The organism is Aeromicrobium yanjiei, from assembly GCF_009649075.1.
GTDB classification, from domain to species: domain Bacteria; phylum Actinomycetota; class Actinomycetes; order Propionibacteriales; family Nocardioidaceae; genus Aeromicrobium; species Aeromicrobium yanjiei.
The window spans coordinates 2,832,204-2,849,320 of the sequence record NZ_CP045737.1 but is presented as its reverse complement, the minus strand read 5'-3'; the positions used below and the strand labels follow the sequence as shown (position 1 = coordinate 2,849,320).

General features: G+C 71.5%; 15 protein-coding genes and 1 tRNA gene. 12 read left to right on the top strand and 4 right to left on the bottom strand.

All coding sequences use genetic code 11. The features are described 5' to 3' along the window. The first annotated feature begins 56 nt into the window (after positions 1 to 56). From GEV26_RS18160 to GEV26_RS13925, 4 genes are all read left to right on the top strand, one after another. Positions 57 to 1,211, top strand: coding sequence for a resuscitation-promoting factor (locus GEV26_RS18160; protein ID WP_194839869.1), 1,155 nt, complete (start codon positions 57 to 59; stop codon positions 1,209 to 1,211). After that, positions 1,208 to 2,080 (top strand): 16S rRNA (adenine(1518)-N(6)/adenine(1519)-N(6))-dimethyltransferase RsmA, encoded by an 873-nt coding sequence (rsmA, locus tag GEV26_RS13935; RefSeq protein WP_153655099.1) that lies wholly within the window; start codon positions 1,208 to 1,210, stop codon positions 2,078 to 2,080. The genes GEV26_RS18160 and rsmA overlap by 4 nt, the downstream gene beginning before the upstream one ends. Before the next feature lie 94 nt (positions 2,081 to 2,174). After that, positions 2,175 to 3,350, top strand: coding sequence for an amidase family protein (locus tag GEV26_RS13930; RefSeq protein ID WP_153653992.1), 1,176 nt, complete (start codon positions 2,175 to 2,177; stop codon positions 3,348 to 3,350). Between the two features lie 9 nt (positions 3,351 to 3,359). Further along, the gene (locus tag GEV26_RS13925) at positions 3,360 to 4,277 is read left to right on the top strand and encodes a 4-(cytidine 5'-diphospho)-2-C-methyl-D-erythritol kinase (protein WP_153653990.1); all 918 of its coding nucleotides are present in this window, start codon (positions 3,360 to 3,362) and stop codon (positions 4,275 to 4,277) included. Positions 4,278 to 4,406: 129 nt separating this feature from the next. On the opposite strand, the gene GEV26_RS13920 is transcribed toward GEV26_RS13925, so the two are convergent. The 3 genes from GEV26_RS13920 to GEV26_RS13910 form a co-directional block, all read right to left on the bottom strand. Beyond that, complete coding sequence (locus GEV26_RS13920) at positions 4,407 to 5,279, bottom strand: hypothetical protein (RefSeq protein WP_153653988.1); 873 nt, start codon at positions 5,277 to 5,279, stop codon at positions 4,407 to 4,409. 251 nt (positions 5,280 to 5,530) lie between these two features. Beyond that, positions 5,531 to 7,312: an ABC-F family ATP-binding cassette domain-containing protein gene (locus GEV26_RS13915; RefSeq protein ID WP_153653986.1), complete on the bottom strand. Its 1,782-nt coding sequence runs from the start codon at positions 7,310 to 7,312 to the stop codon at positions 5,531 to 5,533. A 34-nt stretch (positions 7,313 to 7,346) separates the two neighbouring features. Beyond that, the gene (locus GEV26_RS13910) at positions 7,347 to 7,835 is read right to left on the bottom strand and encodes a MarR family winged helix-turn-helix transcriptional regulator (RefSeq protein ID WP_153653984.1); all 489 of its coding nucleotides are present in this window, start codon (positions 7,833 to 7,835) and stop codon (positions 7,347 to 7,349) included. Between the two features lie 57 nt (positions 7,836 to 7,892). Here GEV26_RS13910 and GEV26_RS13905 point away from each other — a divergent pair, with 57 nt between their 5' ends. The 6 genes from GEV26_RS13905 (at position 7,893) to GEV26_RS13880 (ending at position 13,425) form a co-directional block, all read left to right on the top strand. Next, entirely contained in the window at positions 7,893 to 9,230 is a 1,338-nt protein-coding gene (locus GEV26_RS13905) for an amidase (RefSeq protein ID WP_194839868.1), read from the top strand. After that, positions 9,230 to 10,000 (top strand): methyltransferase domain-containing protein, encoded by a 771-nt coding sequence (locus GEV26_RS13900; RefSeq protein ID WP_153653981.1) that lies wholly within the window; start codon positions 9,230 to 9,232, stop codon positions 9,998 to 10,000. Before GEV26_RS13905 ends, GEV26_RS13900 begins: the two co-directional genes overlap by 1 nt. Positions 10,001 to 10,043: 43 nt before the next feature. Beyond that, a tRNA-Gln gene (locus tag GEV26_RS13895) sits at positions 10,044 to 10,125 on the top strand. 49 nt (positions 10,126 to 10,174) lie between these two features. After that, on the top strand, positions 10,175 to 11,638 hold the full coding sequence (gene glmU, locus GEV26_RS13890; protein WP_279586743.1) for a bifunctional UDP-N-acetylglucosamine diphosphorylase/glucosamine-1-phosphate N-acetyltransferase GlmU: 1,464 nt from the start codon (positions 10,175 to 10,177) through the stop codon (positions 11,636 to 11,638). Then, the gene (locus GEV26_RS13885; protein ID WP_153653979.1) at positions 11,631 to 12,608 is read left to right on the top strand and encodes a ribose-phosphate diphosphokinase; all 978 of its coding nucleotides are present in this window, start codon (positions 11,631 to 11,633) and stop codon (positions 12,606 to 12,608) included. The genes glmU and GEV26_RS13885 overlap by 8 nt, the downstream gene beginning before the upstream one ends. Before the next feature lie 121 nt (positions 12,609 to 12,729). Further along, on the top strand, positions 12,730 to 13,425 hold the full coding sequence (locus GEV26_RS13880) for a hypothetical protein (RefSeq protein ID WP_153653977.1): 696 nt from the start codon (positions 12,730 to 12,732) through the stop codon (positions 13,423 to 13,425). On the opposite strand, the gene GEV26_RS13875 is transcribed toward GEV26_RS13880, so the two are convergent. Further along, positions 13,426 to 14,787 (bottom strand): carboxypeptidase-like regulatory domain-containing protein, encoded by a 1,362-nt coding sequence (locus GEV26_RS13875; RefSeq protein ID WP_153653976.1) that lies wholly within the window; start codon positions 14,785 to 14,787, stop codon positions 13,426 to 13,428. Between the two features lie 209 nt (positions 14,788 to 14,996). Between GEV26_RS13875 and GEV26_RS13870 the strand changes: the two genes are divergently transcribed. Both GEV26_RS13870 and GEV26_RS18085 read left to right on the top strand, forming a co-directional pair. Beyond that, the gene (locus GEV26_RS13870; protein WP_153653974.1) at positions 14,997 to 15,995 is read left to right on the top strand and encodes a glycoside hydrolase family 6 protein; all 999 of its coding nucleotides are present in this window, start codon (positions 14,997 to 14,999) and stop codon (positions 15,993 to 15,995) included. 67 nt (positions 15,996 to 16,062) lie between these two features. Beyond that, positions 16,063 to 17,058, top strand: a complete 996-nt coding sequence (locus GEV26_RS18085) for a response regulator transcription factor (protein WP_153653972.1) — start codon at positions 16,063 to 16,065, stop codon at positions 17,056 to 17,058. The last annotated feature ends 59 nt before the right edge of the window (positions 17,059 to 17,117 follow it).

Sequence of the window (17,117 nt, the reverse complement as noted above, 5' to 3'; positions counted from 1 at the left end):
CGCACACGCTGGCTATCGTGGAGGGTCGGTTCACTCATCGATCCTCGAGGAATGTAGTGTCTTCAGCTTCACATCAGCCCCCCACCACCGGCGGCGAAACGGCCGCACAGGCCAAGCGTCGTCCCCGCAAGTCCATCGTTCTCGGACTGGCGACCGTGCTCCTGGTGGGCGGCGGCACCGCCGCATACGGCGCTCTCAGCCAGACCGTGACGCTCACGGTCGACGGCGAGAGCCAGGACATCCGCACGTTCGGCGGGACGGTCGGTGACGTCCTGAAGGACCACTCCGTCTCGCTGCGTCCCGGTGACCGGCTCAACATGGAGAAGACAAGCGGTCTGTCCGACGGCGACACGATCGAGGTCGCGTACGCCAAGCCCCTCACGTTGACCGTCGACGGCAAGAAGACGACCCGCACGGTGTTCGACCGCACGGTCGACGACGCGCTGGACTCGCTCGACCTGGCCCAGCCGACGGGCTCGTACGTGTCGGAGAAGCGCTCGACCGTCATCCCGCGCGCGGGCACCACGCTCGTCGTCAGCACGCCCAAGGCGCTGACGATCGTGGCCGACGGCAAGAAGAAGACCGTCACCACCACGACCCCGAAGGTCGCCGGCGTCCTCGAGGAGGCCGGCGTGACGCTCGACAAGGACGACGAGGTCAGGCCCGCCAAGAGCCAGTACGTCAGCGCCGACGACAAGGTCCGCGTCGTCCGCATCAAGAAGGTCACCAAGACCCAGACCGTGGACCTCAAGCACGAGACGGTCGTCCGCAAGGATGCCGACGCGATGGTGGGCGAGACCGAGGTCGTCCGCCCGGGCCGCGACGGCAAGGCCCGCCAGCAGGTCCAGCTGGTCTACGCCGACGGCAAGCTGCGCAAGAAGGCCGTCCTGTCCACCAACCGCGTCGCCAAGCCCGTCACGCAGATCGTCTCGCGCGGCACCCAGCGTCCCAAGACGCCCGCTCCTGACATGTCGACCGGCGACACCGTCTGGGACAAGATCGCCCAGTGCGAGTCCGGCGGCAACTGGTCGATCAACACCGGCAACGGCTACTACGGCGGCCTGCAGTTCAGCGCCGCGACGTGGAAGAGCGTCGGCGGCCCGGGCCTGCCGCACCAGAACAGCCGCGAGGTCCAGATCAAGTACGCCAAGATCCTTCAGGCCCGCTCGGGCTGGGGCCAGTGGGGCTGCGCCGGGGCGAGGTTCAACTGACGCCTCCCCGGCTGCTCGGAGCCGCTGACGTCCGACGTCTAGCCGAGTCCTGTGGGATCCGCCCGACCAAGCAGCGTGGACAGAACTTCGTCCACGACGCCAACACGGTGCGCCGGATCGTCAACGCCTCGGGCATCACCGCTGACGACGTCGTCGTCGAGATCGGACCCGGGCTCGGCTCGCTGACCCTCGGGCTGCTCGAGGTCGCCGCGCACGTCACGGCGGTCGAGATCGACGAGGTGCTGGCGGGCCAGCTGCCGCAGACCATCGCGGAGCACGCGCCCGACCAGGCCGGATCGTTCGACCTGGTCACCGCGGACGCCATGAAGGTCACCTCGCTGCCGGGGCCGGCGCCGACGGCGCTCGTGGCCAATCTGCCCTACAACGTCTCGGTGCCGGTGCTGCTGACCTTCTTCGAGCGGTTCCCGTCGATCCGCACGGGCCTGGTCATGGTGCAGGCCGAGGTCGCGCACCGGCTCGCCGCGGGGCCGGGCTCCAAGACGTACGGCGTGCCGAGCGTGAAGTCGGCCTGGTACGCCGAGATGAGGCTGTCCGGGTCGGTCGGTCGCAACGTCTTCTGGCCCATGCCCAACGTCGAGTCCTCGCTCGTGGCGTGGACCCGGCGGGAGCCGCCCGGCGACGAGGAGCTGCGCGTGCGGACGTTCGCGGTCGCGGATGCGGCCTTCGCGCAGCGTCGCAAGACCATGCGCGCAGCACTCGCGAACCTCGCGGGCTCGGGCGCTGCGGCCGAGGAGGCCCTCGTGGCTGCCGACATCTCGCCGCAGGCACGCGGCGAGCAGCTCACGGTCGAGGACTTCGCCCGGCTCGCGCGGCACCTCGTGCCGGCGGCCGGCGCCTCCCTGCGCTGAGCCGATCGGCCGCCGGGGCACCGGGCGCGCCCTACTCTGGGCCTGTGACCGCTCGCGACCCGGCTGCCGACTGCATCCGCGGGGTGGACGTCGCATGACGGACCCGAGGATCTGGCGGGTCGTCGGCGACCCCCTCGTCCGGCCGACCGGCTCGGGCGCGCTGACGGACCAGACCGTGGCGGTCAAGGACGTCCTCGCAGTCGCCGGGCAGCGGATCGGCGCGGGCAACCCGGCCTGGCTCGAGCACGCGGTGCCCGAGCTCGCCCACGCCTGGGCCGTGGAACGCCTGCTCGCCGACGGCGCGGCCGTGCGGGGCATCGCGCAGACCGACGAGCTCGCGTACAGCCTGGCCGGCGTCAACCCTCACTACGGCACGCCGCCCAACCCCCTTGCACCGCACCGCATCCCCGGTGGGTCGAGCTCGGGGCCGGCGTCCGCGGTGTCGATGTCCGAGGCGACGATCGGGCTCGGCACCGACACCGCCGGCTCGATCCGCGTGCCCGCCGCGTACCAGGGGCTCTGGGGCATCCGGCCGACCGTCGGGGCCGTACGCGTCGACGGACTGCTGCCGCTCGCGAGCTCATTCGACACGATCGGCTGGCTGACGCACGGCCCGACGCTGCTCGCCGAGGTCGGCCGTTCGTTGCTGCCGCCGGGAGGTGCCGCGGTGGAGGAGGTCGTGGTGGTCGACGAGCTGCTCGCGCTGGCCGACGCCGACGTCGCCGCAGCGGTGGGAGCGCTGGCGGCCGGGTTGCCGCGGATCGGCTGGCCCATGGCCTCGATGCCGGGGATGCTCGCCGCGATGCAGACCGTGCAGGCGTACGAGGCCTGGGGCGCCCACGGCGCGTGGCTCGCGACCCGGCCCGACGCCCTGGGTGCTGACGTGCGGTCGCGGTTCGCACGCGCCGCGGCTGTCACGCCTGCCCAGGCGCAGGCGGCCCGGGCCGAGCTCGACCGCCATCGCACCGGCATGCGCGGATATCTCGGTGACCGGGTGCTGCTGCTGCCGGCCGCTTCGTCGGTCGCGCCGCCCGTGGGCCGGCCGCGGTCGCTGGACGCGGTGCGACAGGCCACGCTGCAGCTCACCTGCGTCGCGACGATCGGCGGGCTGCCGGCGGTGAGCGTCCCGGTCACGACGGACGGCGGGCTTCCCGCGGGCGCGTGCCTGGTCGGACCGGCCGGCTCGGACCACGCGCTGATCGAGCTCGCCCGGCGGATCGGCGAGACCCGGTCGGACGTCCGGGGGCGGCGAGCAGGGGGGAGCCACTAAGTTGATCGGGTGAGCTCTGCCAACGTCCGCGTCCCCGCCAAGATCAACCTGTGCCTGGGTGTCGGGCCGGTCCGCGACGACGGCTACCACCCGTTGGCGACGGTCTACCAGGCCGTCGACCTGCACGACGAGGTGCGCGCGACGTCCCGCGCGGACGGCGAGATCAGGGTGTCCGTGCAGTCCGAGCTCGACGTACGTTCCGAGATCGCGTTCGTGCCCGAGGACGATGACAACCTGGCGGTCCGGGCCGCCCGCCTGCTGCGCGAGCGCACCGGCGTGCCGTTCGGCGCGGACCTGGCGATCCGCAAGGTGATCCCGGTGGCCGGTGGCATGGCAGGGGGATCCGCGGACGCTGCGGCGTCCCTCGTCGCGTGCAACGAGGCGTGGGGCACGGGCCTGTCCCGCGCGGCGCTGGAGCAGCTCGCGGCACAGCTCGGCAGCGACGTGCCGTTCTTGCTGCACGGCGGCAACGCGATCGGCGGTGGCCGCGGCGAGACGATCAGCCCGGTGCTGGCGCGCGGCACGTACCACTGGGTCTTCGCGATGGCGCACGAAGGACTCTCGACCGCTGCGGTCTATGCCGAGTTCGACCGGCTCAACGCGGGCGCGACGGTGCCCGATCCCGTGGTGCCGGACGCCCTGCTCGCTGCCCTGCGGGCCGGCGACGCCCACGCGCTCGGCGGTGCCCTCTCCAACGACCTGACCGAGGCGGCGCTGTCACTGCGTCCCGAGCTCGAGGACACCCTCTCGATCGGCATCGAGGCGGGCGCCCTCGGCGCGATCCTCTCGGGGTCGGGCCCGACGGCGCTGTTCCTGGCCTCGGACGAGCAGCACGGCCTGGACATCGCCTTCGCCCTCAGCAGTGCCGCCGCCTGCGCGGACGTCGTCCAGTCCCGCGGCCCCGTCCACGGCGCCCGCCTCACCTAGCCCTCCGGGCGGACCGACGATGAGGGTTTGCGGCAGCTGGGGCTGCCCTTAACCCTCATCGCTCGCCGGGGGCGGGACCGACGATGAGTGTTAGTGGCAGCTGGGGCTGCCGCAAACCCTCATCGTCCGTCAGGCCGCGGGCCAGCCGAGGGCCGCGAACATCCGCGTGAGCTGGGCGGCGACGACGTCGGGAGTGTGCCGGATCGCGTACGACGTGAAGATCAGCAGCCGACGTCCGTCGATCACGATCTCGTTGCCACGGATCAGGTCGGCGTCCCATCGCGCGACTGCCTGGTGCGGCGCGCCGTGGACCTCGACCGCGATGTGCAGGGCGTCCCACGACACGTCGAGGTAGTAGCGGCCGTCGGGGCCCCGGACGACCTTCTGGCGGGTCGGCGGTGGCAGGCCCGCGCTGCGTCGGATGTCGTCGAAGTCCTTCTCCGGCAGCGAGTGGATGCCTCCGGACGCGTCGAGGATCGACTCGCGGACGAGCCCGCGACGGCGGCACGCGCCGCGACGGTCGAGAGCCACGTGCATCAGGCGGTCGTTGACCAGGCCCTGCTGCACACCGGCGATCACGATCGTGCGCGCGAGTCGGTCGCTGTCGCACCAGCTCGCCGCGTCGATCAGGCTCCGAGCGGGGCGGGTGCGGCGCGGCTCCTTCAGGGGGTGGACGTCCTGCGGGCCGAGATCGGTGCTCCAGTGGGTGCTGAACGGCGCGTCGCGCGGTCGGTCGGCGCCCTCGGGCAGCACCACGTACGTCGTCTCCGTCTCGACTCCGGTGAAGCCGTCGTGCCGCAGTGCGCTCAGTCCCGCCAGGGCCGAGGCCGGCGCGCACGTGTGGAGCGCGACCAGCTCGCGCTCGTCGAGGGAGAGGGGGCCGGAGTGGGTCACGACGACGCCGCGGCACGGTGACTGCCAGCGGCCCGACGCGATCGCGTGGCGCACCGCACCGCGACCACGCACGGCGACGACCTCCGACGTACGGAAGACAGTTCTCATGCGTCCACGGTCGTCACGCCGTTGCCGCCGCGCGACGCCGATCTCGCCCGCTGTGGACGCCGCCCGCGCCGCGTCCCCCTGTGGACACGGACGAGCGATGAGGGTTTGCGGCAGCGCCCGCTACCGCAAACCCTCATCCTCGGTCCCGGCGGCGACCGAGGGTGAGGGTTTGCGGCACCGGGGGCTACCCAAAACCCTCATCGTGGGTCCGGCCCCGGCCCCGGCCCCGTCCGCGCCCGGGCCCGGGCCGGTCAGCCCTCGAGGAGCTCGGTGAGCTCGAGCCAGCGCTCCTCGTGGGCGGCGACCTGGGCCTCGAGGTCGGCGACCTCCTTGGTCCGCGCCAGCAGCCCGGGGACGTCCGAGGGGTCGTGCTCGGCGAGCTCGACGTGGAGGGCGTCGATGCGGGCGGAGAGCTTTTGCATCTTGCGGTCGATCGAGCCGACCTCCTTGCGGGCGTTGCGCTCGTCAGCGCTCGACAGCTTCGAGGCCTTGACGTGCCCCGCGGTCGACGGGTTGGACGCCGCGGGGGTGTCCTGCTCCTTGCGCAGGCGCAGGTACTGGTCCACGCCGCCGGGCAGGTGCCGGAAGTGGCCGTCGAGGATCGCGTACTGCTGGTCGGTGATGCGCTCGAGCAGGTAGCGGTCGTGCGAGACCACGAGCAGCGTGCCGGGCCACGAGTCGAGCAGGTCCTCCATCGCCGCGAGCATGTCGGTGTCGAGGTCGTTGGTCGGCTCGTCGAGCACCAGCACGTTGGGCTCGTCGAGCAGGATCAGCAGCAGCTGGAGGCGACGCTTCTGCCCGCCCGAGAGATCACGCACCGGGGTCGACATCTGGGCGCTGGAGAAGCCGAGCCGCTCCAGCAGCTGCGAGGGGGTCATCTCCTTGCCGCCCGACACGTACGCCGTGCGCTGGCGCCCCACGACGTCGCTGACGCGGTCGTCGCCGACGTCCTTGAGCTCGTCCAGCTCCTGGGTCAACGTGACGACCTTGACCGTCTTGCCCTTCTTGACCCGTCCCGAGGTCGGCTGGACCTTGCCGGTCACCAGCCCGAGCAGCGTCGACTTGCCGGCACCGTTCGCGCCGAGGATGCCGGTGCGCTCACCCGGCCCGATGCGCCACTCGACGTGCTTGAGCACCTCGTGGTCGTACGACACCGAGACGTCGAGGATGTCGACGACGTCCTTGCCGAGGCGCGAGGTGGCCATCTGCTTGAGCTGGATCGGATCGCGCGGCGGCGGCTCGTTGGCGATCAGCTCATTGGCCGCGTCGATGCGGAACTTGGGCTTGGACGTACGCGCGGGGGCGCCGCGGCGCAGCCAGGCGAGCTCCTTGCGCATGAGGTTCTGCCGCTTGGACTCGGTCGCGGAGGCATGCCGGTCGCGCTCGACGCGCTGCAGGATGTACGCCGCGTAGCCGCCCTCGAAGGGCTCGACGATGCCGTCGTGCACCTCCCAGGTCGCGGTGCAGACCTCGTCGAGGAACCAGCGGTCGTGGGTCACGACCAGGAGGCCGCCTGCGTTGGCCGACCAGCGCGACTTGAGGTGACCGGCGAGCCAGGTGATGCCCTCGACGTCGAGGTGGTTGGTCGGCTCGTCGAGGAACAGGACGTCGTCGTCGCCGACCAGCAGCCGCGCCAGGGCCACCCGCCGCCGCTGGCCGCCGGACAGGGTCCCGACGGTCGCGTCCCACGGGATGTCGGACACCAGACCGGCGATGACGTCGCGGATCTTGGCGTCGCCTGCCCACTCGTAGTCGGCCTTGTCGCCGACGATCGCGTGACCGACCGTGCCGTCCTGGTCGAGGGTGTCGGTCTGGTCGAGCATCCCGATCGTCACGCCGCCGCGGGTCGTGACGCGTCCGGAGTCGGGCTGGAGCCGGCCGGCGAAGATGCGCAGCAGCGTCGACTTGCCGTCGCCGTTGCGTCCGACGATGCCGATCCGGTCGCCCTCGTCGATGCCGATGGTGACCGACTCGAAGACGGTCTTGGTGGGGAAGTCGAGCGCGATCTGTTCCACGCCGAGAAGATGAGCCACTGCACGAGTCTAGGCGGCGGTGCCTCAGCCCCGGTCAGCGGTCGAACGGCTGGGACAGCTTGCGCAGCGCATCCGCCAGCTGGGTCGCCTCCGCGGGGGTCAGACCGGCCAGCAGCTTCTTCTCCGCCACGAGCAGCGCGTCGAGCGCGCCGTCGACGGCCTCACGGCCCTGGGACGTGAGCCGCACCTGCACGCCGCGGCGGTCCGCAGGGTCGGGCAGCCGGTCGACGAGCTCCTTGCGGACCAGGCGGTCGACCCGGTTCGTCATGGTGCCGCTGGTCACGAGCGTCTCCTGCACGAGCTGCCCGGGCGAGAGCTGATAGGGCTCACCGGCCCGGCGCAGGGCGGACAGGACGTCGAACTCGGACGGCTCCAGGCCCTGGTCCTCGAACGCGTCCTTGCGGGCCCGGTCGAGGTGGAGCGCCAGCCGGGTGACCCGGCTGAGGACGTGCATGGGGGACACGTCCAGGTCCGGCCGCTCGTGCTGCCAGGCGGCGATCAGCCGGTCGACGTCGTCCTCCATGGCCTGAGCCTATCAAGATTCTTGATGTCGAGATTGTTTGCGCGGTACGTTCGTGCGATGGACGCATCCGAGGCCGTGAGCGCCGGACCCACTCGACAGGCCGAGCTGCTGAGGTCAGGCACGATGACGTCCCGCCAGCTGACCGAGGCGACGCTGACGGCGATCGAGCGAGAGAACCCCGCGATCAACGCGGTCGTGCAGGTGCTGGAGGGGGAGGCGCTCGCCTCCGCGGACGAGGCCGACCGGCGTCGCGCGTCGGGACAGGACGGCCCCCTCCTGGGGGTGCCGATCGCGGTCAAGGACGATCTCGCGATCGCGCGGCACCGCACGGGGCTCGGCTCGCGCGCGATGCTGCACGACGCCTCCCAGGACAGCGACCTGGTCGCCGCCCTGCGCGCGGAGGGCATGGTCGTGGTCGCCAAGTCGACCCTGCCCGAGCTCGCGATCTTCGGGTTCACCGAGTCCGAGGCGACCGGCGTGACGCGCAACCCGCACGACCACCGCCGCACCCCGGGCGGTTCGTCCGGCGGGTCCGCCGCGCTCGTGGCGGTCGGGGCCGTGGGGATCGCGACCGCGTCCGACGGCGCGGGCTCGATCCGCATCCCGGCCGCGTGCTGCGGCCTCGTCGGCTTCAAGCCGACCCAGGGCACGATGCCGAGCTCGGGCGGCTGGCACGACCTGTCGACCCAGGGCGGGCTCGCGCGTCGCGTCGCGGACAGTGCGCTGTTCCTCGACACGTTCGGCAGCTTCGCGGACTCGCTGGTCGAGGCCGCTGCGGTCGATCCCGCGCCGCTGCGGATCGGGGTGTCGTTCAGCGCCTCGGCCGCGACCAAGGCGGCGCCGCTGGACCCCGACGTACGCGCGACGGTCCGGGCCGCCGCCGAGACCTTCCGTTCCGCGGGCCACACCGTCGTGGAGGTGGACGTCCCGTATGGGGTCGCGGCCAAGGCCCTGACCGTCCGCTATCTCGCGGGCATCCGGGACGGTGCGGACGGCGTCGACCGCCCCGACCGGCTCGAGGCGCGCACGCGGTCCATCGCCCGGCTCGGCCGCCCGTTCGGGCCCCGTGCGGTCGAGTGGGCCAAGCGCAAGGGACAGGAGTGGGGCGGCCGGGCGCACGACGACCTGGGCGTCGACGTGCTGCTGACGCCGGTGATGTCCGGCCCGGCGATCGAGGTCGAGCACTGGAAGGGCAAGGGCGGCCTGGCCACGGTCGTGTCGATGAACGCCTTCTACCCGTACACCGCCCAGTGGAACCACGCGGGCGTCCCGGCCGTCTCGATGCCGGCCGGCTCGACGGCGAACGGTCTGCCGCTCGCGATCCAGCTGATCGCCCGGCGGGACGACGACGCGCGGCTCATGGCGCTGGCCGGCCAGCTCGAGCGGAGCGCCTGATGCCGACCTGGGACCCGGCCCGCTACCTGCAGTTCGCCGATGACCGCTCCCGGCCCTTCGTCGACCTGGTGGGCCGCGTGCAGGGGACGCCGCGCAGCATCGTCGACCTCGGCTGCGGGCCCGGACACCTGACCGCGGTGCTGCGCGAGCGGTGGCCGCACGCGACCGTGCACGGGATCGACTCCTCGCCGGAGATGATCGAGCGCGCGCTGGCCGGCAACCATGACGACGCTGCGACGTACGAGCTCGCGGACGTCGCCGCATGGGCGCCGGACGCCCCGGTCGACCTCATGGTCTCCAACGCCCTGTTCCAGTGGGTGCCCGACCAGCTCGACGTCATCGAGCGGCTCACGGCCCACGTGGCCGCCGAGGGGACGTTCGCTCTGCAGGTCCCGCGCAACTACGACTCGCCCAGCCACACGCTGCTGCGGGACATCGCCGCCGAGGCCCCCTTCGCGGAGGCCACCGCCGACGTCCTCGCCGACCGCGGGACCGAGCCGGCGGCATACCTCGAGCTCTTCGCCGGCCTCGGCTGGCACGTCGACCTGTGGGAGACGACCTACCTGCACGTCCTGCAGGGTGACGACCCCGTCTATGACTGGGTCTCCGGCACGGGCGCCCGGCCGTACGTGCAGGCGCTGCCCGACGACCTGCGCGAGAGCTTCGTCGCGGCCTACCGCACCGCGCTGCGCGGCGCGTACCCGCGACGCCCGTGGGGCACCGTGTTCCCGTTCCGCCGTACCTTCGTCGTGGCCCGCCGCCCGGTCTGACTCCGGTACGCTCGTGGGGCAGCCCCGGTCCGCCGGTTGCTGTTCCCCGGTTGGTCTGCCGGCAGGGCCCGCCGCACTTTGAATGCGGACAAGCGACGTAGGTTCGACTCCTACCCGGGGAGCCAGCACCGCCGAGGTGCGGGCAGGCGCGAGCGAGCAAGTGAAGGAGTCCCCGTGACCACTAGCCCACACGCGGCAGGCGTGACGGCAATCGTGCTGGCGGCAGGTGCCGGCACGCGGATGAAGTCCTCCCGAGCGAAGGTCCTGCACGAGATCGCGGGCCGCAGCATGATCGAGCACGCACTCGTCGCAGTGGCGGGCGCAGGGGTCGAGCGGACCGTCGCGGTCGTGGGCCACGACCGCGAGCAGGTGTCGGCGGCGATCGCGGCGTACGATCCCGCGATCGTGCTGGCCGTCCAGGAGGAGCAGAACGGCACGGGCCACGCGGTCCAGATCGCGCTGGAGTCGCTGGACGCGCCACCCGAGGGCACGGTCCTCGTGACGTACGGCGACGTGCCGCTGCTGACCTCGCAGACGCTCTCGGAGCTGCTCGCCGACCACCAGGCCGCGAAGCGCGCCGTGACGATCCTGACCGCCGAGGTCGACGACCCCACCGGCTACGGCCGCATCCTGCGGGGTGAGGACGGCGGGGTCACGGCCATCCGTGAGCACCGCGACGCGTCCGCCGAGGAGCTGGCGGTCCGCGAGATCAACAGCGGCATCCTCGCGGTGGACGCCGCGTTCCTGCGGCACGCCGTCGCGACGCTGGAGTCGGGCAACGCGCAGGGCGAGCTCTACCTGACCGACATCGTGGGCCGCGCCGTCGCCGAGGGGCGACCCGTCGGCGCTCACGTCCTGGAGGACGTCTGGCAGACCGAGGGCGTCAACGACCGGGTCCAGCTCGCCCGCCTCGGGCGCGAGCTCAACGACCGCCTGACCCGGCACTGGATGTCCGAGGGCGTCACGATCGTCGATCCCGCGACGACCTGGATCGACTCCGCGGTGACCGTCGCGCAGGACGTCACCCTGCTGCCCGGCACGCAGCTGCTGGGCGCCACGGTCGTCGGCGAGGCTGCCACGGTCGGGCCCGACACCACCTTGCGCAACGTCGAGGTGGGAGCCCGGTCCACGGTCGTGCGCACCCACGGCTCGGACGCGGTCGTGGGGGCCGGCGCGACCGTCGGTCCGTACGCCTACCTGCGCCCGGGCGCCGACCTGCGCGAGGGCGGCAAGATCGGCACGTTCGTCGAGGTCAAGAACTCCGTCATCGGGGTGGGGGCCAAGGTGCCGCACCTGTCCTACGTCGGTGACGCCGACATCGGCGAGGGCGCCAACATCGGTGCGGGCACGATCTTCGCCAACTACGACGGCGTGAACAAGAACCGGACGACGATCGGGCGTCACGCCAAGACCAGCTCCAACAACACGTTCGTGGCCCCGGTGTCCGTGGGCGACGGCGCCTTCACGGGGGCGGGCGCCACGATCCGCCAGGACGTCCCGGCGGGGGCGCTGGCGGTGAGTGCCGGGTCACAGAGGAACATTGAGGGGTGGGTGCGGGACAAACGTCCCGGCTCCCCGTCAGACCAAGCGGCGCGAGCAGCCGACGCAGACACCAATCTGGAGGCCCCCGGTGAGTAGCCTGTCCAAGCGGACGCCGACCCGCAACATGCTGCTGTTCTCGGGCCGCGCCCACCCGACGCTGGCCCAGGAGGTCGCCGATCTCCTCGAGATCGACGTCGTGCCGACCACGGCGTACGACTTCGCCAACGGCGAGATCTACGTCCGCTTCGACGAGTCGGTGCGTGGCTGCGACGCGTTCGTGCTGCAGAGCCACTCCTCGCCCATCAACGAGGCGATCATGGAGCAGCTCATCATGATCGACGCGCTCAAGCGGGCCTCCGCCAAGCGCATCACGGTCATCCTGCCGTTCTACGGCTACGCCCGCCAGGACAAGAAGCACCTCGGCCGCGAGCCCATCTCCGCGCGCCTCATGGCCGACCTGTTCCTCACCGCGGGAGCGGACCGGCTCATGACGGTCGACCTGCACACCGCGCAGATCCAGGGCTTCTTCGACGGCCCGGTCGACCACCTGCTGGCGATGCCGATCCTCACGCGCCACGTCAAGAAGCGCTACGGCAAGAAGGACCTCGCGGTCGTCTCGCCCGACGCGGGCCGCATCAAGGTCGCCGAGCAGTGGGCCAACGCGCTCGGCGGTGCTCCGCTCGCGTTCATCCACAAGACCCGCGATCCCCGCCGTCCCAACGAGTCCAAGGCCAACCGGGTCGTCGGTGACGTCACCGGTCGGGTCTGCATCCTCGTCGACGACCTCATCGACACCGGCGGCACGATCGTCCAGGCCGCCGAGGCGCTCATGGCCGACGGTGCCGAGGACGTCGTGATCGTCGCGACGCACGCGGTGTTCTCCGGCCCGGCCGTCGACCGGCTCAAGAACAGCACCGCGTGCGAGGTCATCGTGACGAACACGCTGCCGATCGCGGACGACAAGCGCTTCGACAAGCTCACGGTCCTCTCGATCGCCCCGCTGCTTGCGCAGGCGACCGCGGCGGTCTTCGAAGAGGGCTCGGTCACCAGCCTCTTCAAGTCCTGAGGACTCGCTCGCTCTGCGAGCGAGAGCGCTCGCGCCGAAGGCGCCCGCAGCGAAGCTGGGTGCCGGGCCAGGAACCCCTAGGATCCAGCTGACGGGTCGGATCGATCAGCTGGGGGCATCCATGGGCAAGGTCGTGCTGCGCGGTGGCTTTGTGGGAGCGGCCGTCGGGATCCTGGTGAGTCAGCTCCTCGGTCTGGCGGTGATCGGCACCGATGACATCCCCTCGTTCGCCGATCGGCAGGACCTGCCGGCGCTGTACGTCATCGCGGCCCTGGTCGGGACGGTGGTGGGGCTCGTCGTGGGCGTGGCGGGGCTCGCGGTCGGGCGCGGGGTGGCCGATGCGACGAGCGGCTCAGCCACGAGGCGGCGGCTCCGCGGAGCGCTCGCGGCCGGGCTCGCGTCGGGGGTGCTGTCGGTGCTCACGGTGTCGCCGCTGCTGTTCGTCGGGTCACTGATCGCGCTCGTCGTGCTCGGTGCCGTGGGAGCGGCCGCGACCTGGGTGCTGCTCCCGGGTGTGGTCGATCTGGACCTGCCCCGTGCTCCCCGGCACGAGGGCCCGGCGCAGCCCGGCCCGGTGGTCGCCGCAGAGCCGCCCTCGACGGCTCGACGCGTGCTCGTGACGCTGGCCGGCGCCCTCGTGGGAGCGTTCATCGGCGTCCAGGTGCTGATGACGATCGTGGGCGACCTGACGTCGCTCGGACGCACGACCTACGACGTGATGGCGTTCGTCGTGCTGGGTGTGCTGTTCATCATGATCGGCGCGGTGCTGTGGCGGGCCACGGGGCGGCGCCCCCGCAGCTCAGGACCCGCGGCGTGATCATGCCTCCGGCGTCGGGGGGACCGGTGTGGTGGGGACAGGCGTCGTCGGCGTCGGCGCCGGGGTCGTCGGAGTCGGCGTGGTCGGAGCCGGCGTCGGGGTCTCGATCGGCTTGCGCTGCAGCCTGATCACCTTGGTGCCGTTCGGGAGCGTGTCCCCGCTGATCGTGTTGAGGTCCAGCGTCTGGTTGTCGGCGATCTGCAGACCCGAGAACGATCGCGGCAGGTAGTAGTGCTCGCCGATCTTGTCGTACGCGAAGATCGTGACCGTCACGCCGGACTGGGCGCGCAACGTCCCGCCGATCGAGAACGTCCCGGTGCTCGACGCCGGCAGCTCCTGCTGGACCTTGCCGCTGGAGTCCGTGAGCCGGACGCTGATGTTGGGGATCGGGTTGCCGCTCGTCGCGTCGACGATCTGCCCCGTGAAGGTCCCGGCCGTGGTGGGCAGGTTCACGTTGGGACGCCGCGTCTGGCCGGCCCTCAACGACGGCAGCGTGAGGGTGCGACCGAAGTAGCCGGCCGTGTCGGGGACCGTCAGGACATAGCTGCCGGGTGTCAGGCCGGTGAGCGAGAGCGCGCCTCGGGAGATCTTGCGGACCCAGTACTCGCCGGTGCGCCGGTTGACCGCGGTGACGGTCACGCTGCCCTTGGCAAGGGTGCCCCCGGTCGTGAGGAATCCCTTGTAGGCGGCGGGGCGGGTGCGAAGGACGAACGACACCTGGCGATATTTGCCGAGCTTCACGCCGCGGACGAGCTTGCCGGTCCCGACGCGGCGTCCCTGCTTGTCGTAGGCGAAGACCCGGTAGTTGTTCCGGGGCAGGCCACCCATCGCGTACTGGCCGGAGCGGTTCGCGGCGACCTCGTAGATCTGTCTGTCGTCGCTGACGGCCCGGATGCTCGCGGAGGCGGCAGCCTTGCTGCGGTACTTCCCACGGGACTTGACCCGGACCTTGACCGTGCCGCCGATCGCGCCGCCCCGCCGGACCGAGATGTTCTTCACGACCGCGGTGGTGCCGACGTTCACCGGGACGTCCGGGACGCGCGCATTCGAGCGAGTGTCGTACGCGGGACGTCGCTCGACGACCTGCAGGTGGTAGCGCCCCGGGCCGTCCGTGGGCAGCTCGTAGATTCCGCTCGAGCTGACGTCGTCCTTGCGCAGGTACGTCCAGCTCTTGTCGTCCGCGCCCGAGCGGAACAGTCGGACGGTCATGGTCCGCGCTGCCTTGCCGCTCGCGTCGGTCACGTACCCGTAGATCCGTGCGTGGGGGGCCGCGGCCTGCGAGGGGCCGGACACGGCGACCAGGCCGGCGAGGAGCAGGAGCATGGACGAGGCGGCGGCAAGCGCACGACGACGACTGGACACGATGATTTTTCTCCCTCGCTCTGCAGGCGAGGACTCACCGGCGGTGGAGCAGATTTTATCGTCAGATGCCCGTCCTGTCCGACGGATCGCGAGTCTGTCGTTGGTGTCCTGACTCACCTGCAGGGCGACCGGGGATCGCCCGCCCGACCGCTACGCTGAGGCGTTCAATGACGTGCGCTGCCCAGGCGAGCGCTTCGAGATGAGGGAACGTGTCGATCAGGGCAGCCGAGCGATCCTCTCCCGCGCGCCGGGGGCTCCTGCTCCTCGTGCCGTTCCTGATCTTCGTGCTGGTGTTCGGCCTCGCCCGGTACGCCTCGTCGGTCGGCGTGGACTCCTCGGCGCAGGAGAGCAACCCCTTCGCCGACCGGACCCAGTTCACGTGGACCGGATCGGCGGCCCGCCAGGCTGCGGAATCGGCAAGCGGCAGCGACCGCGCCGTCCTCGAACGACTCGCCGGAGTCCCCACGGGCATCTGGCTCACGCCGGAGGCCCATCCGCCCGGATCGGTCGGCGAGTTCGTCACCGGCATCGTCCAGGCTGCTGACGAGGCCGGGAAGGTGCCCGTCCTCGTGGTCTACGGCATCACCGACCGCGACTGCATCGACGGCGAGTCGAGTGGCGGACTGCCGCCGGACCAGTACGAGGAGTGGGTCGAGCAGATCGCCGAGGCCGCCGGCACCGAGTCGGTCGCGATCCTCGAGCCGGACGCGCTGGCGACCGCGGAGGAGTGCGATCAGCTGGACCAGCGCACCGAGCTGCTCGGCGACGCGGTCGACCGCCTCGTCGACGGCGGTCCGACGGTCTACGTGGACGCGGGGCACGGGAGCTGGACCGACCCGGGGGTCATGGCGTCGATGCTGTCGGCCGTCGGTGTCGACAAGGCGAGGGGCTTCTCGACCAACGTCTCGGGCTATGAGTCCGACGAGGACGAGGCTGCGTACGCAGAGGCGGTGAGCTCTGCGCTGACGTCCCCGACCCACTGGGTGATCGACACCAGTCGCAACGGGGCTGGATCCGACGGCGAGTGGTGCAATCCGGCGGGACGGGCACTCGGCCAGGAACCCGATCACGTGTCCGCGGGGGGCCTGGACGCGCGGCTCTGGATCAAGCCTCCGGGCGAGAGCGACGGCACGTGCGGTGGGGGCCCTGGGGCGGGTGAGTTCTGGACCGAGCGGGCGCTCGAGCTCGCGCGCAACGCGGGATGGTGACATTCGCCTCCCGTCCCTCAGTTTGTTTTTCGCTACGGACAAGATCTGTTCACCCTAGGATCGCTGCATGAACGCAGAAAAAATCGCGGTGATCATCGAGGATGACGCTGACGTCCGGCACCTGTTGAAGACCGTGCTGACCCAGAGCGGCTTCCAGACGATCATGACGACCAACGGAGCCGACGGCATCGAGGCCGTGCGCCTGCACGACCCCGTGCTGACGACGCTCGACGTGTCGATGCCCGGCATGGACGGCTTCGCCGCGGCGAAGCGCATCCGCGAGTTCAGCAACACCTACCTCGTCATGCTGACGGCGCTGTCCGACGAGATCGACATCGTCCAGGGGCTCGACTCGGGAGCCGACGACTACCTGCTCAAGCCCTTCCGTCCTCGTGAGCTCCGCGCCCGCATCGAGACGATGATGCGCCGCCCGCGCGAGCGCGCGGGCGTCACCAGCCCCGCCGAGGCGCCGGTCCAGGCCGACCGCATCCGCGTGCCCGCCGCCTCCGAGCCGTTCGTCCCCGCGTCGGCACCCGAGCCCGTCTTCTCCGCGGCGCCTCCCGCGCCCCTGCCGCAGGTCCAGCCGGCCGTGCAGGTCCAGCAGGCCGCCCAGATGCAGCAGGCCGCACAGGTGCAGCTGCCCCCGGCCGCTGCGGTCGCCCACGCGGCGCCGGTGCGGATCTCCGGCCATGCTCTGTCGGCCGAGGCTCCTGTCCCGTCGAGCGACGGCTGGCTCGAGCACCGCGGACTGCGGCTCAACACCAGCACCCGCATGACCGAGGTCGACGGACGAAGCGTCGACCTGACCCGCAGCGAGTTCGACCTGTTGGCTGCCCTGCTGAGCACGGGACGCCGGGTCCGCAGCAAGGCCGACCTCGTGCTGATGCTGCGCGGCGAGAGCTACGTGACGACCTACTACGTCAACGACGCCGACAAGCGTGCGGTCGAGGTCCACCTGGCCAACCTGCGTCGCAAGATCGGCGACTCGTCCTCGACGCCGCGATTCATCGAGACGGTCCGGGGCGTGGGCTACCGACTGGCCTCCGACCGCGATCCCGTCTGAGCACGCCTCACCTGCACGACCACGAAGGGCCCCCGCCACGAGGCGGGGGCCCTTCGTCG

Excerpts from the sequence above, each read along its gene's own strand:
- GEV26_RS13900 (WP_153653981.1), top strand. The coding sequence starts at position 9,230 with ATGCCGACCTGGGACCCGGCCCGCTACCTGCAGTTCGCCGATGACCGC.
- GEV26_RS13920 (WP_153653988.1), bottom strand. The coding sequence starts at position 5,279 with ATGAGAACTGTCTTCCGTACGTCGGAGGTCGTCGCCGTGCGTGGTCGC.
- GEV26_RS13880 (WP_153653977.1), top strand. The coding sequence starts at position 12,730 with ATGGGCAAGGTCGTGCTGCGCGGTGGCTTTGTGGGAGCGGCCGTCGGG.
- GEV26_RS13905 (WP_194839868.1), top strand. The coding sequence starts at position 7,893 with ATGGACGCATCCGAGGCCGTGAGCGCCGGACCCACTCGACAGGCCGAG.
- GEV26_RS18085 (WP_153653972.1), top strand. The coding sequence starts at position 16,063 with ATGAACGCAGAAAAAATCGCGGTGATCATCGAGGATGACGCTGACGTC.
- GEV26_RS13930 (WP_153653992.1), top strand. The coding sequence starts at position 2,175 with ATGACGGACCCGAGGATCTGGCGGGTCGTCGGCGACCCCCTCGTCCGG.
- GEV26_RS13910 (WP_153653984.1), bottom strand. The coding sequence starts at position 7,835 with ATGGAGGACGACGTCGACCGGCTGATCGCCGCCTGGCAGCACGAGCGG.